The sequence below is a fragment of the Microcoleus sp. K5-D4 genome, from assembly GCF_036704575.1.
In the GTDB taxonomy this organism is placed as follows: domain Bacteria; phylum Cyanobacteriota; class Cyanobacteriia; order Cyanobacteriales; family Microcoleaceae; genus Microcoleus.
This window is the reverse complement of the sequence record NZ_JAUBSD010000001.1, coordinates 1-14,413: the sequence shown is the minus strand read 5'-3', so window position 1 is coordinate 14,413 and position 14,413 is coordinate 1. Positions and strand designations below refer to the sequence as shown.

Annotated in this window: 16 protein-coding genes; 6 read left to right on the top strand and 10 right to left on the bottom strand. The window is 46.4% G+C overall.

The genetic code is table 11. The features are described from left to right. Positions 1–7 precede the first annotated feature (7 nt). The 3 genes from QUA77_RS00080 to ilvA are packed head-to-tail and all read right to left on the bottom strand — an operon-like array spanning position 8 to position 2,474. Positions 8–616, bottom strand: a complete 609-nt coding sequence (locus QUA77_RS00080) for a Uma2 family endonuclease (protein WP_333448878.1) — start codon at positions 614–616, stop codon at positions 8–10. Positions 617–621: 5 nt separating this feature from the next. After that, positions 622–936 carry a helix-turn-helix transcriptional regulator gene (locus tag QUA77_RS00075; protein WP_333448877.1) on the bottom strand — a complete coding sequence of 105 codons (315 nt, stop codon included), beginning with the start codon at positions 934–936 and terminating at the stop codon, positions 622–624. A gap of 5 nt (positions 937–941) precedes the next feature. Next, the gene (gene ilvA, locus QUA77_RS00070; protein WP_333448967.1) at positions 942–2,474 is read right to left on the bottom strand and encodes a threonine ammonia-lyase, biosynthetic; all 1,533 of its coding nucleotides are present in this window, start codon (positions 2,472–2,474) and stop codon (positions 942–944) included. A 235-nt stretch (positions 2,475–2,709) separates the two neighbouring features. Here ilvA and QUA77_RS00065 point away from each other — a divergent pair, with 235 nt between their 5' ends. Continuing rightward, positions 2,710–3,264 carry a GNAT family N-acetyltransferase gene (locus QUA77_RS00065; protein ID WP_333448876.1) on the top strand — a complete coding sequence of 185 codons (555 nt, stop codon included), beginning with the start codon at positions 2,710–2,712 and terminating at the stop codon, positions 3,262–3,264. Between the two features lie 91 nt (positions 3,265–3,355). Here QUA77_RS00065 and QUA77_RS00060 read toward each other — a convergent pair whose 3' ends face one another. From QUA77_RS00060 to QUA77_RS00040, 5 genes are all read right to left on the bottom strand, one after another. Continuing rightward, positions 3,356–3,925, bottom strand: coding sequence for a hypothetical protein (locus QUA77_RS00060; protein ID WP_333448875.1), 570 nt, complete (start codon positions 3,923–3,925; stop codon positions 3,356–3,358). A 188-nt stretch (positions 3,926–4,113) separates the two neighbouring features. Then, positions 4,114–4,971, bottom strand: coding sequence for a bifunctional class I SAM-dependent methyltransferase/HIT family protein (locus QUA77_RS00055; protein WP_333448874.1), 858 nt, complete (start codon positions 4,969–4,971; stop codon positions 4,114–4,116). Between the two features lie 109 nt (positions 4,972–5,080). Next, the gene (locus QUA77_RS00050; protein ID WP_333448873.1) at positions 5,081–6,745 is read right to left on the bottom strand and encodes an Hsp70 family protein; all 1,665 of its coding nucleotides are present in this window, start codon (positions 6,743–6,745) and stop codon (positions 5,081–5,083) included. A gap of 20 nt (positions 6,746–6,765) precedes the next feature. Further along, positions 6,766–7,548 (bottom strand): XRE family transcriptional regulator, encoded by a 783-nt coding sequence (locus QUA77_RS00045; RefSeq protein ID WP_333448872.1) that lies wholly within the window; start codon positions 7,546–7,548, stop codon positions 6,766–6,768. A gap of 11 nt (positions 7,549–7,559) precedes the next feature. Next, complete coding sequence (locus QUA77_RS00040; protein ID WP_333042693.1) at positions 7,560–7,772, bottom strand: DUF2997 domain-containing protein; 213 nt, start codon at positions 7,770–7,772, stop codon at positions 7,560–7,562. Positions 7,773–7,854: 82 nt separating this feature from the next. Between QUA77_RS00040 and QUA77_RS00035 the strand changes: the two genes are divergently transcribed. Then, positions 7,855–8,877, top strand: coding sequence for a low specificity L-threonine aldolase (locus QUA77_RS00035; protein ID WP_333448871.1), 1,023 nt, complete (start codon positions 7,855–7,857; stop codon positions 8,875–8,877). Positions 8,878–9,077: 200 nt separating this feature from the next. Here QUA77_RS00035 and QUA77_RS00030 read toward each other — a convergent pair whose 3' ends face one another. Both QUA77_RS00030 and QUA77_RS00025 read right to left on the bottom strand, forming a co-directional pair. Continuing rightward, entirely contained in the window at positions 9,078–9,476 is a 399-nt protein-coding gene (locus QUA77_RS00030; RefSeq protein ID WP_190737102.1) for a DUF4112 domain-containing protein, read from the bottom strand. Positions 9,477–9,546: 70 nt separating this feature from the next. Continuing rightward, entirely contained in the window at positions 9,547–9,885 is a 339-nt protein-coding gene (locus tag QUA77_RS00025) for a winged helix-turn-helix transcriptional regulator (protein WP_006633569.1), read from the bottom strand. A 116-nt stretch (positions 9,886–10,001) separates the two neighbouring features. Between QUA77_RS00025 and QUA77_RS00020 the strand changes: the two genes are divergently transcribed. From QUA77_RS00020 to QUA77_RS00005, 4 genes are all read left to right on the top strand, one after another. After that, complete coding sequence (locus QUA77_RS00020) at positions 10,002–10,700, top strand: pirin family protein (RefSeq protein WP_333448870.1); 699 nt, start codon at positions 10,002–10,004, stop codon at positions 10,698–10,700. A gap of 183 nt (positions 10,701–10,883) precedes the next feature. Continuing rightward, the gene (locus QUA77_RS00015) at positions 10,884–11,090 is read left to right on the top strand and encodes a hypothetical protein (RefSeq protein ID WP_333042697.1); all 207 of its coding nucleotides are present in this window, start codon (positions 10,884–10,886) and stop codon (positions 11,088–11,090) included. Positions 11,091–11,244: 154 nt separating this feature from the next. Beyond that, positions 11,245–12,888, top strand: coding sequence for a WD40 domain-containing protein (locus QUA77_RS00010; RefSeq protein WP_333448869.1), 1,644 nt, complete (start codon positions 11,245–11,247; stop codon positions 12,886–12,888). Between the two features lie 397 nt (positions 12,889–13,285). Then, positions 13,286–14,413: ABC transporter ATP-binding protein (locus tag QUA77_RS00005; protein ID WP_333448868.1), on the top strand; the 1,128-nt coding region annotated here is incomplete at its 3' end.

Here is a 14,413-nt window from a genome sequence, read left to right as displayed (position 1 = left end):
AGCCAAGTTATCCACCTGCTTTCAGCCACCCAAAAACCTGCTCCACTGTCAAATCTAATGTTAAAAAACTTGGCACGGGCAACAGATCTTGTCCCGTTAACTCAACTGGTTCTCGTCCGGGAATAAATGCTAAAATAAACCGTTCCTCTGGATCGATTAACCATCCGAGCTGAGTCCCGTATTTCAAACAGTGTAAAATATTACTAATCACCTTAATTGCTTTCTGGTCTGGGGATAAAATTTCTACTGTCCAGTCGGGATGAATTTCAAAGGAATTCGGAACTTCGCCATCCGCTTCAAAAGTGATTCTATGCCAAGCAAATACTGTAGCATCAGGTACAATAGAACGCCCGCCAAAAGTACAGCGCAATTCGGGAAAAGCAAGAGCAATTCGTTCTGTTTCCGCAACTAGATTAACAGCGTTGCAAAACTTGAGTTGCAAACGAGAATGTTTGCCTTGAGGCATAATCTTTTGGTGAATGCGTCCGTTAATAAATTCACTTGCAGGTTGAGTTTCCGGTAGTTTGAGGAAAGCTTCGAGAGTGAGAGAAATGGGAAGTGCTGCTGTCATCGCTTTGAATTCGGTGTCATTGCCACTCTGCCATAATTTTATCATTAACTCTATTCTGTGTTTGTAGATCGATCGACCTCACCCTCACCCTCATCCTCCAAAATCTCACCCAAATAGCGCTGCACAAACTCCCGCGCTGCATCTATATCGAGCAACTTTAACGCCACAACCATCTTCACAAGCGTGTTGACCGTTGGATCTATCAACTCATTAAACCAACGATAGACAACAGAACTTCGCACACCCATTGCGATCGCCAATTTGTTTTGGCTAATGCCATAGGTGTTCAGCACATCTCTCAGAACTTGACCAGCTTTTCCCATGCAGCCCTTATATTTGGGAATCGTGCGATCGCCCTTTCCCAAAAACCCTACCTCAAAAACAACTTATACGCCGGATTCTGACTCTCATCCCCATACTGATAGCCCAGCGTATCCAAAAAAGCCTGCCATTCCTGCATCTCATCCGGCGGCACCTGAATTCCCACCACAATTCGCCCGTAATCTGCGCCATTATTTCGATAGTGAAAAACGCTGATATTCCAGTTAGGACTCATCGAACCGACAAACTTCATCAACGCACCCGGACGTTCAGGAAATTCAAAGCGATAAAACAATTCATGATTCGCTAGCATCGAACGCCCGCCCACCATGTGCCGCACGTGTAATTTCGTTAATTCATCATCAGTTAAATCCAAAGTCTTGAAGCCACAATCTTCAAAACTTGCGGCTATTTTCACCGCATCGGCACGGTTTTGAATTTGTACACCGATAAAAATATGTGCCTCTTTCTCATCCGCAATTCGATAGCTAAATTCAGTTAAATTGCGTTTGCCCAGACATTCGCAAAACCTGCGGAGACTTCCCGGTTGTTCGGGAATTGTGACTGCAAAAATGGCTTCGCGGCGTTCGCCAAACTCGGCTCTTTCTGCTACAAAACGCAGCCTATCGAAATTCATGTTCGCGCCGCAAGCCACAGCAATTAACGTTTCTCCTGCGATTTGTTCCCGTTCCACGTAAGCTTTCGCACCTGCGATCGCCAAAGCGCCAGCAGGTTCTAAGATCGATCGCGTATCTTCAAAAACATCCTTAATCGCCGCGCAAACATCATCCGTATCCACCAAAATAATCTCATCCACATACTCCTGACACAAGCGAAAAGTTTCCTCTCCCACTTCGCGCACAGCAACGCCGTCTGCAAATAAACCCACCTGCGACAAACGCACCCGTTTACCGGCTTTCAGCGATTGATTCATGGCATCGGAATCCACCGGTTCGACGCCGATAATCTTAATTTCCGGCCGCAACCGCTTGACATAGGCCGCAATTCCCGAAATCAATCCACCGCCACCAATTGCCACAAAAATCGCGTGAATTGGTTTTTGATGTTGCCGCAGAATTTCCATGCCGATCGTACCCTGTCCAGCAATCACGTAGGGGTCATCAAAAGGGTGAATAAAAGTCATACCTTTTTCCGCCTCTAATTGACGCGCAAAAGCGTAAGCATCATCGTAAGCATCCCCATGCAAGACTACCTCTCCACCACGGGCTATCACCGCATTTACCTTCACCTGCGGCGTCGTTACGGGCATGACTATGATCGCGCGAGTTCCCAGGTGGCGGGCGGCGAGGGCGACTCCTTGGGCGTGGTTGCCGGCGGAAGCTGCAATGACACCTTGTGCTAGCAAATCCGGCGACAGTTGCGCCATTTTGTTGTACGCACCCCGCAGTTTGAAGGAAAACACCGACTGCATATCCTCTCGCTTCAGCAAAAGTTTATTGTTGAGCCGTGCTGATAGATTGGGGGCGACTTCTAGGGCTGTTTCTTGAGCAACATCGTAGACGCGGGCGGTGAGGATTTGTACCAGGTAATCGCAAAGCATGGGGTTAGCAGGTTGGTTGATGCCGGATGGTGGGATAATTGTACGGCACTTGTGTTAGTATTTTGCGGGGAATTGCCCATCCTCTTCGAGGGCTTCGCTAACGGGCGATCGCAAGTTTTCAATAAAAAAATTTCGCTTTGCGAACATGATAAGCGTGAAGACTATGAATAATATTTCGTTTTTGCCACTTACCCCGGTTATAAAATCCGGTTTGTGATCGTATTAGTCCGTAATCCTTGATTTAGTATGTAAATTTATGAACGTACAAATTACAGATTTGCGTGCGGTTGACGAGCCAAAAATTCAACAGGTAGCTAGATTAATAGTTGAAGGTTTTAAAGAGCATTGGCCCGATGCTTGGCCCGATCTAAAATCTGCTTTGCAAGAAGTGAAAGAATCTTTGGAACCGGATCGAATCAGTCGAATTGCTGTCAGCGACAGCAATCAAGTTTTGGGATGGATTGGCGGGATTAAACAGTATAACGGTAATGTTTGGGAACTGCACCCGCTGGTAGTGAGAACAGAATTTCGCGGACAAGGAATTGGTCGATCGCTCGTAGCTGATTTGGCAGCAGAAGCTAAAAACCGGGGAGGGCTCGTGCTGTGGGTGGGTACCGACGACGAAGACAATCAAACAACTCTTTCAGGCATCAATCTTTATCCTAACGTTTGGGAACACATCGCCAAAATTAGAAATTTGCGCGGTCATCCCTACGAATTTTATCAAAAAATGGGTTTTGCGATCGTGGGAGTGATGCCCGACGCGAACGGAATTGGCAAGCCCGATATTTTCCTGGCAAAACGGTTGTAAAGTTTAAGGTAGGTTCTAAATTTACTGACTGGTGGCTTGCCAATTCAACACTTAGCAAAATTAGTTGTTGAAAGTTTCCCAGAAAATCGGTCTAGTCTGGACGTGCGAACCCCGTTCGAGGGTCGCTAATAAACAAACCCAGAACTAACGAATCCATCACCGTATCCCAGACAGGAGTCAAACGTTCAGCATCGTCAACCCAGTAATCAAAAGTAATCAAACACTGAACATTAGAACCCAATCCAATACAGATTCGCGAAAAAGCTTCCCGCTGTTCTGGAGGGTCGATAAACTTAAATTCAGTCCAAACAACGCGGGCTGTTTGCCGCTTCAATTGGATAATTTCCCCAAAAGCGATCGGATTCCTGGTATCATCTTCAACCACCTTCTGTAATAGCGGCACCAGCGGAAAATCTGCCCAGTTATTAGGTGGTAGCAAATTAAACGAAACCTCCAAACGACAATCATCATCCGGCGGCTTTTTATCCGTAAACCTGAACGAATTAGTATCCGGTTCAAAATGCCAATCTTCCGGGACATCAAAGCGGACTGCACCTCTTCCTGCTACAAAAATTCGAGTTCCAGGCTTGGACTTCCAATTGTGGTCTTCTTTGAGTTCTAGAGTTTCCTTGAGCCATTCTTGCTTTTTGCGCTTAGACATAAACAGAACACCAAATTGCTGCTAATGTGTAGTTTTAGACCTTGCAAACACATTTTAACTCTATTTTGCTCGCCGTTTGCTCAAATATAACAATCCTTACAAAAATTATAAATTCCTCTCTTCTCTATTCCTCTGTGTTCTCTGCGCCTCTGCGGTAAAAAAGAATTCCCTTCACAATTCGCTAACTTTTATTTTTCACTCTTGGGAATCACATACCTAATTCCGCCTTTATGTCCAGCCGCATCTCCCTTGTAACGGGGGATAACATGAATAGCCGCGTGACTGCGACTTTGACCAGCTTGTTTGTTAATATTGATTCCCACATTAAAACCGTCTGGCTGAAACTCTTTACTTAACATTTCTTGCACCTTATTAGCCATAAACCAGCAAGCCGATTGCTCTCGAAAAGGCAGTTCAAAATAATTAGCAACGTGACGCTTGGGAATGATTAAAACATGACCTTTGCTAGCGGGATAACCGTCAAACATCGCATAAGCTGTTGCTGATTCAGTTAACAAAATTAGGTTTTTATACGGATTGCAGAATATGCAGTTATTAGTAGAATTTCTTTGATGGTTGTAATGCACGTATTTGTAAATTTCGCAAGACTCATCTAGGTGAACTGGCTTAAAGGGAAGTTTGACAATGCACTGATATGTAGGTTTTTTGTGCACGTAATGTTCTCGAAAGCCTTCTTTTTTGATATCCCTTCTCACCGCAAAATACGCATTCCCTCCCGGTTTCAACAGGTGCGACACTTCCATCAGGACATTAGCTTGTTCTTCAGGAAACAAAACATTCAAAACATAAAAACAAATGATTGTGTCGAATTTATCTTCGGGGACTTCCGGGAAATAATAAGGGTCATAGCCCGCAATATCGAAGCCTTTTTGCTGCAACAATCTCACATCGCTGCCGAAGCCGCACCCAAAATCTAAGACTTTGCCTTGCAGCAAGTTTTTATCCAATAAAAATCTTGCCGGAAATGACAGATAAATTCTTTCGATTGCCGTCAGGTGGCTGAATTTATTTTGTTGCTTTTTCATCGCGGCATAAATTTGATTTAAATAAATATTCTTCCGTCCGCGCACCATCCGGACGAGAGTTTCTGTAGTACCGATTTCAATATCCGAATGTTATCTAAAAATTTTACCATTATTGCAGTTTGGCGATCGCCCCTTTTTCCACCAACACCTTACCAGTCACCAAATCCCGCACCGTCGCCAGCAAAACCCGCCTCTCATCCACCTCAAAACTCACCGAAACCCTATCAATTCCCAATACCCCGGGCGGATTCAAATGCGCTACGCAAACCTGCTGGTGGTGGCTTTCCAGAGACCGAAAATCCGTTTTTTTGTTGAGCAAACTGCTCGTCATTTGCCCTTTTTCGTTAAAAATAACCTCCGCTTGCGATACCTCCGCAACTTCCCCAATATCTAACCGAATTTCCCTTTGCCCTTCAATTGCCACTTGCAGCGTCAACTCTTCGGAACTTTGACAGGGATACTTCATTTCCTTGCTAAATATCGGCGAATAAGCATAAGCTTTAGCATAAGGTTCCCAGAGGCGAATTGCATAGGTGTGGCGCAAATAATCGTCAACACTCGCTAATTGTGTCAAGGCTAAAGCACCGTGCGCCACAGCTTCAAACGGCTTGTCAGCTTTGACTTTTTGCCGCCCAAAATACGAAACCACTAAATTAGATACAGCCGGAATTAGAGAAGTCCCTCCTACTAGCAAAACCTGTTCGATATCTGCTTTGCCGATACCTTTTCCCATTGCAATAGTCAGCACTTCATCTAAACTTTCCCGCAACTGTTCTAACAACTGCCTAGATTCCAGAATTTCCTCAAGCTTGTCTCGGTTTAGCTGCAAGTCGTAAGACATAAAATTTTCATCGTCAAACCAGCTTTCCTTCGCCTCATTAACTTGAGAAAGTTGAATTTTTAATTTTTCCGCTATTTCTAATAAGTTTTGCCAGCCAACTGGACCGACTTCTGCCCGCGACAAACCAATTTGCCGCAAATAATCTTCGACAATCCAGATGTCAATATCTTCCCCGCCGACATAAGCATCGGATTTTGCCAACACTTCGGCACGCACCCCCCCCAGCCCCCCCTTGGTAAGGGGGGGAGCGAGATTTCTCTCCCCCTGGCTAAGGGGGGAAGCGAGATTTCTCCCCCCCTTGGTAAGGGGGGATAAGGGGGGGGTTAGAGCAGTGCGAACTAAACTTAAATCTAAAGTTCCGCCGCCAAAATCAACTACTAAAATTAGAGAGCCGGGGCGTTTTACTGCATATCCCAGGGCGGCGGCTGTGGATTCATCTATTACCTGAACTTCCGCAACTCCCAAACTTTCTCCTAAGTCGCGAAACCAATCTAGATATCGCTCAAATGCTCCGACGGGTACTGTAAAAATTACTTTGTCTGGCTGTATATTTTGTAAATATAATTGTTTCCAAATAGTGTTAATAAACTGTTCTGCTACTGATTCGGCTGTGTAGGTGTCGCCTTCGATATTGCGGGGCGGCGGCTGAAAGTCGGCAGCTAAATTGCGTTTAAAAGCTTTGAAAAAGCGGTCTGGCTGGGATTGCCCCAAACGCTGTGATCGAACTTTTTCTCCCAACACGAAATCTTCCGCATTTTTCACAAAAACTAAAGTCGGCACTACAGAGATTTCTCGAACATCTCCGCCCGAATTATTCGTTTTAAAAATGCGGGACATCTCGCCCAACCTCAAAGTTTCTGGTGTTTGCGTATCCGGGTTGAGAATGCAGACAACCGTGTTGCTGGTGCCGAAGTCAATGGCAACTGTAGTCATGTTGATTTAAAATTTAAAATTTAATTTTTCATTCCCGCTGGCAGGGTGCGACTAACTTTAGCAGGAGTAAGAATTCGTTCTCCCTCCCGATAGCCGACAAACCGAATATAAACTAATTCTCCTTCTGTTATATCCTCAACATCCGGCTGGTGCAACTGCGGATTGTAAACAGTTTGTTCCCAAGCAGAACCGATTGTTTGAAAATCCCAGCTTGATAACAGGTTTTCTAAGGGAGTAAACAAAGCTGAGAGATTTTTTGCGGGCATATCCGGCTTGGCTTCTGCCATTTTGCGGGCGGCGGGATAGTTGGTTAACAAAGTTTGCAACTGTTCAAAGGTTGCGCGGCGAAAATCGGCAGTTAGTTGAGCTTTTTGCTGCTGTAATTCCGATCGCAGCCGGAAACACTGCTGCCTCAATTCTTCTATTTCGCTGGGATCAGTTGTGATTTTAGCCGATATTGGCAGTGCGAGCAAAGTGCGATCGAACTCTTGAAAATTCAAATTCAGCACTGTTGCCAGCCGTCTCAGTTGGTCTACCGTGAGTTTTCCCACGTCTCCCTGCCGCACTAAGCGCACTCCAAAGCGACTTAAACCTGCTTTTTCGCCTAAGTCTTGCCAATCGAGAATGTCTAGCTGATTCATGCGTTCCCGCAGAATTTTATCGTACTTAAACTCGATCGCATCTCCCGCCTCAGATGCAGCATAAAGGTAGACTAAAATGAGAAAAATGCCCCCGACAGCCAGCGCGAAGCTGAAGGCAGGCACTGTTGTTACATCAACTGTTGCACCGATGAACTCAAACATTTTTAACTCTTCTAAACCTGTTTTAAAGTCTGCGTTTGTTCAACGGTCAAATTTTCTTCGGCTTGATAATATTCTGGTAGCAAGTCTTGAGATTCTACTTCTCCGAGGGCTTTTTCAATTCCGGCGGTGGTGTCGGTGCAACTAGAACCGGTGGCGTTGAGGACGGTTTCGGTAATTTTGCCGTCTTTGCCGATTCGGTATTCTATTTGGCGGTATTCTGCCATAATTCTGCCTCTTAGTTTAATGCTTGAGTGTTGACTGCTGAGTGTTGAGTTATATTATAGATTCTATTTACCAATTATTCTAATGAATTTTTGTAGCGACAATGCAACCGGAGTTTCGCCGGAAATTATGGCAGCGATTGCAGCGGCTAATTGCGGTGCTGTGATGTCTTACGGAGATGATGAATATACGCAGCGTTTGCAAGTTAAATTTTCGGATTTGTTCGAGACATCGGTGACTGTTTTTCCGGTAGCAACTGGTTCTGCTGCTAATGCTCTTGCCCTTGCAGTTGTTACTCCTCCTTACGGCGCTGTTTACTGTCACGCAGCATCTCATATTAATGTGGATGAATGCGGCGCGCCGGAGTTTTTTACAGGCGGTGCAAAGTTAGTGACAGTAACAGGAAATCATGGTAAAATAGAGGCAGAGACTTTAGGAAAAATACTCGATCGCGCTGGTGCAGGTGTCGTCCACCACGTACAGCCCGCAGCCGTCAGCATCACTCAAGCAACGGAAGCCGGCACAGTCTACAATCCAGCAGAAATTTCCCACATTTCGGAAGTAGTTCGCGCTCACAATTTGCACCTGCACATGGATGGAGCTCGCTTTGCCAATGCTGTTGTCAGTTTGGGCTGTTCTCCGGCGGATGTCACTTGGCGCGTCGGTGTGGATATTCTATCGTTTGGAGCGACAAAAAACGGCGCGATGGCTGCGGAAGCTGTGGTATTTTTTAATCGAGAACTAGCAAATACTTTCCCTTTTTACCGCAAGCGCAGCGGGCATCTATTCTCGAAAATGCGGTTTTTGTCGGCGCAGTTGGAAGCGTATATAACTGATGATTTGTGGCTGAAGAATGCGGCTCATGCAAATAATATGGCAGCTAAATTAGCCCAAGGTTTAGCGGGAGTTGAGGGAGCGAAGTTTTGCCATCGGGTTGAAGCCAACGAGATTTTTATTCAACTTCCAGAATCGGTAATTACATCGGTTTTAGCTGAGGGTTTTCTGTTTTATCGCTGGGATGAATGTACTGTTAGACTGGTAACGGCTTTTAATACTAGAGAAGAAGATGTTATTGCTTTGGTGGAAGCGGCTAAACGACATCGGTGATTATTTCGTAAGGGCGAGTTTTACGAATAATATCTGACGAGTACCAACAATCTAGATAAACCCGCCCCCCACAACAGATAACCCACATCAACATTAAATTTGAATCGAATGCGGAAAATCTACATTCTGATTTTTCGTGTGATGGGGGCGAGCTTGAGAGATTGTTGGTTATTTACAATTATTGTTTGTGAAATTCGTACCTACAATTTAATAGATTGAGGAACAGGTTCGGCAACTGCGGCTAGTTCTGGTTCAGCTTCTTCGAGGTGTGCTTCTAAAAGCGCCAGATTTCTCATGTTTGATTTATAAAAAGCATCGAAGATATCTCCTACTAAAGGTACTGAACCAACGACGGCTTCTAGACCGATATTGTAAATCATTTTCCCTAGAGTTTTTTGGGGAATGTTGAATCGAGTTGCTAAATAAATTAGGTAGGCGGAAAACGCAGTATCTACGATATCCCCAGCACCCGGAACTAAACCGATAATCGGGTCTAAACCAATGCGAAATTTAGTGCCGGGGATGCCAATGGCGGTATCCATCAGGCGACTGAGTTTGCGGATGCGGTTGAGGGTGGCGAGACGCTCTATGTTGTTCATATTATTATTGTTGAACTAGGTTGAAAATTTGAAATCTGTCGGAAGACGGAAAAAAACATCTAGAAACCGCTCATTTTCCATCTTCGCTAATATGCTGAATTCCCCATTCGTGCATGGCATTAATAATCGGTTTGAGACTCTCGCCCAAAGGCGTTAGCGAATATTCAACTTTTGGCGGCACTTGCAGGTAAATTTCCCGGTGCACGATCGCGTCTGACTCCATTTCCCGCAGTTGCTGCGTCAGCATCTTCTGAGTAATGCCGTTGACAGCTCGTTGCAGCTCGTTAAAACGCTTCACTCCTTGAAACAACTCCCGCAGAATCAAGACTTTCCAGCGCCCGCCTATCACCTCTAGAGTGCGTTCTACAGGGCAATTTGCGCGATCGACCTTTACTTCTTGGACTTGCATAGTATCTTTTTGGTAAGTATCGCACTTTTAAGTGCGTACTATCCATAATAACTTGACTCGGTTTAAAATAAAAACATCAAAGAAATACCCGATAAATTTCACTGAGGATTCAGAAAATGATTACCGTCAGAAAAAGTGAAGCAAGAGGACACGCAAATCACGGTTGGCTCGATAGTTACCACACATTTTCTTTTGCCGGCTATTACGATCCAAATTATATGAATTTTCGCTCTTTGCGCGTAATTAATGAGGATTTCGTTAGCCCAGGCAAAGGTTTCGGGACTCACGGGCACAGCGACATGGAAATCATTACTTATGTATTAGAAGGAGCATTAGAACACAAGGACAGTTTGGGTACTGGTGCAGTGATTAAACCCGGTGAAGTGCAGCGTATGAGTGCAGGTACGGGTATCCAGCACAGCGAGTTCAATAACTCGCAAACAGACCCAGTTCATTTGCTGCAAATCTGGCTGTTACCCGATACACAGGGTTTGCCTCCGAGTTACGAACAGCGGGAGTTTCCCCTAGCAGAAAGACGCGGAAAACTGCGCTTAGTGGCGGCACGAGATGCGAGAGATGGTGCTGTGAAAGTGCATCAAGATGTGGATTTGTATGCGGCTGTTTTGGATAAAGACTCGCGGGTTTCTCATGCTTTGCAGCCGAATCGCCACGCTTGGGTGCAAGTTGCTCGCGGCTCGATTTTGCTCAACGGTTTACCTTTGAAAAATGGCGACGCTGCAGCGGTTAGCGGCGAGTCTGAGGTGGTGATTGAAGCGGCGGCAGATGCTGAAATATTGCTGTTTGATTTAGCATAAAATTGGGCAGCCTATATACTAAGTAAGGTGCGTAATTCGCACCCTACTTAGTGATGGATAATGTGCGCATTGCCCACCCTACTGAGGGTGGGTTACTACTTAGGAAATAAGTAAATAGGAGGAAGACAGTAAATTTTATTTATGGTACTTCTGGTAAGGGATAAGTCTTTAGGATAAATTTTTATGCAACAAAACCCGATCGCCCGCAAGCATCTTGTTTTGAGCCTCATCACTGGTTTAGCAGTTGGCGTGATCGCAGGCGCACCCCTCGGCTGGATGGCTAATGGGTCTTTTTCCGACCAGCGTTCGGCTCAAAGTATCCTTTGCCGAGAAAAGAATAGAGATCAGCCAGTGGCTATTGTTGAGGCTAGGTGCGGTTCCCGATTCTAAATTTTTCTGCTAGCCAGAGGGCTGTGTCAAATATTGTGAGGCTTGTGCGAATGTCGAAAGTTCGATCGCGCAGGCGTTTTGCCGTTGTCAATATGCCACAAACCGGAAAAGTTATGCGTCTGTTGATATGTGGGTATGTTAAATTGACACAATAATGAATTACAGCAGAACAATTCCGGCTATTTTGAGTGCTACGATCGCCCTGAGTTCGATCGCTCTCATCCCACTGACATCACCTCAAATTGCCCTCGCATTAACCGCCGACAAAGTTAAAACCATTGCCCAACAAATTACGGTTCGCATCCAGGGGACAAAAGGCGGTTCTGGAGTAATTTTAGAAAAACAGGGCAGCACATACTATATTCTCACAAACTGGCACGTTGTCGATAAAGCTGGCGATTACGAGGTGGTAACTCCTGACGGCAAAGCTCACTCTGTATACTATAGCCTCGTGCGGCGAGTGCCGGGGATGGATTTAGCCGTCGTGCCCTTCAGCAGCACTCAAAGCTACCCCCTGGCTCAATTAGCCAATTCCGCAGCAACTAAGGGAAACAAGGCTTATGTGGCGGGCTGGCCGATATCCGGCGGTTCTCTCAGACAGCCGATTTTCATCGCTACGGAAGGTCAGCTTACCGGCCGCCAAACTCCCTGGAACGGTTATACTTTGGTATACAATAACTTAGTGAGAGCGGGCATGAGCGGCGGCCCAGTGCTCGACGATGCGGGGCGAGTTGTGGCAATTAACGGCATTGTCAGGTTAGAGGACAATTCCGATAAAATCGTGGCTGCGGGAATAGAAATTAATACTTTCATGAAATGGCGATCGACTGTTTCGCTGCCAGTAGTTCCCCAATCTCCTACTGCCGGGAACCCAAAAACTCCGGCGAATAATGCGCCCCGCACGCCCGCAAGTACGATCGCCTTTGCTGCCACAAATACCCTCAAAGGGCCTTCGGAAGTTGTCAGTTCCCTTGCCCTAGCTTCAGCTTATTTTACTACAGGAAATAGCAACGGCACAATCTCAGTTTGGAATTTTCCCAGCGGGCAATTAAAAACTACCCTGCAAGGACACACGGAAGCAGTAAACGCATTGGCAGCGAGTGCGGATGGCAAGGTGTTAGCTAGCGGTAGCGACGACAAAACTGTAAAAATTTGGAATTTAGAAACGGGCGCGGTTGTACGCACTTTGAGCGGGCATTCCAATGCAGTTTCGAGCGTGGCCGTTAGTGCCGACGGTCAATTTGTAGCCAGCGGTAGTTGGGACAAAACGATTAAGATTTGGAACCAGAAAACAGGAGAGTTGCTGCGGACTTTGACGGGGCATTCTGGGTTGGTGAATGCTGTTGCAATTAGTCCCGACAACAAAACTTTAGCTAGCGGCAGCAAAGATGGTTCAATTAGGTTGTGGAATTTAGCTAGCGGTCAAGCAATTCGCACGATTGGCGGCAAAAACTTGTCTGTTTTGTCCCTAGCTTTTACTCCCGACGGCAAAAGTTTAGCGGCGGGAAACAGCAATGGCACTGTTGGGTTGTGGAATGCCGGAAATGGGCAGTTAATTCGGCGTTTAAGCGGGCATACTGACGGGGTTTGGTCGGTGGCTTTCAGTCGGGATGGCACTACTTTGGTTAGTGGCAGTTGGGATAAGAGTGTGAGACTTTGGGATGTGCGATCGGGCGAATTGAGAGGTAATTTGAGCGGTCATTCTGGCTACGTTAGCGCTGTGGCGATTAGTGCAGATGGCAAGACTATTGTTAGTGCGGGTTGGTTGGGGGAAATCAAGATTTGGAAAAGGAGTTGAGATTTTTTTGAACGAACCGCGAAGGCGCGTTAGGCGCTACTCAACCTAGAAACAGCCCCGCGTCTGTAGCGAAGGCAGCTAGTTGAGGGTTCGGTTAGGCACGGACTCTACTGGTAGGGTGCGTCAGTTGGTAGCGATTCGATGTACATCTGCTAATCATTTCCGGGCGCGGCACCCTACTACGTAGCATTTTGTTTCAAAGTCCGATCGACCCTTATGATAGATTTGGTTCTTGCCAGACTACACTGGAAGACAAAATCAAATTAAAAATTTCGCCATAAATTTTGATCGACCCGCCGATCGGGCGGGACTCTCAACTTCGTGGAACAGGCGTCCCGCCTGTGGTTGGCAAAGTAAATCTAAAATCTAAAATCTAAAATTGCGTGACTTCTGACAAATGATTGAAGTAGAACACTTAAGCAAAACTTACGGTTCGACCGCAGCGATCGCGGACGTGTCTTTTTCGGTCGAATCAGGAGAAATTCTCGGGTTTTTGGGGCCAAACGGCGCTGGCAAAACCACAACCATGCGGATTTTGTCGGGATATTTGCCGGCATCCAGCGGTACGGCCCGCATCGCCGGCATGGATGTTCACGAAGACTCGATGGCTGTCAGACAGCGCATCGGCTATCTGCCGGAAAACCCGCCACTGTATCCAGAAATGACTGTGGAAGGGTTTCTGTTTTTTGTGGCCAGAATTAAGCAAGTACCTGCGGGCGATCGCGCGCGACGAGTTACCTCCGCGATCGAACGCTGCGGCCTGGTTGATAAACGGAAAGTTTTAATCCGCAAGCTTTCTAAAGGATTTCGGCAGCGCGTCGGTATCGCGCAGGCGATCGTCCACGACCCCCCGGTAATTATCCTAGACGAACCAACCGTGGGCCTCGACCCCCGACAAATCATCGAAGTCCGCAATTTAATCAAAAGTCTTGGCGGCCAACACACAATTATCCTTTCCACGCACATTCTGCCGGAAGTCAGCATGACTTGTAACCGCGTTACCATCATCAATCGCGGTAAAATCGTCGCTGCGGGTAGTCCCGAAAATTTGATGGAAGAGTTGGCCGCCGGAGAGGGCTACGAACTCGAAGTTGAAGGCGAGGCTGATTTGGTCAACAGTCTGCTGTTGCCTTCTTTGGAAAATTTGCCGGGAGTTCGATCGGTCGAATTGATTCCAAGCAATCAATTTTTAGTGAATCGCTACCGCCTGCGGGCATTGTGCGAATCCGACATAGAACCGGGACGAGAAATTGCTACAGCTATCGTCGCCTCTGGATTTGGACTGTGCGAAATGCGTCGCTCTCGCGCTACTCTGGAAGATGTGTTTTTAAGGCTGACAGCGGCTGAAAAGAAACCGGAAGAAAATCTGGTTCATAGCGAACCGGAGGTCGATCGAAATCTGCAAGAAGCGGCAACAACTCAAGACTCGATCGCGGATTCTCATCAATCCGAATCGCAACCGATAGTCGAAAATCTGCCCGTTGTTTCAGAAACAGTAGAGTCGATCGAGCATCCTCAACCAGAA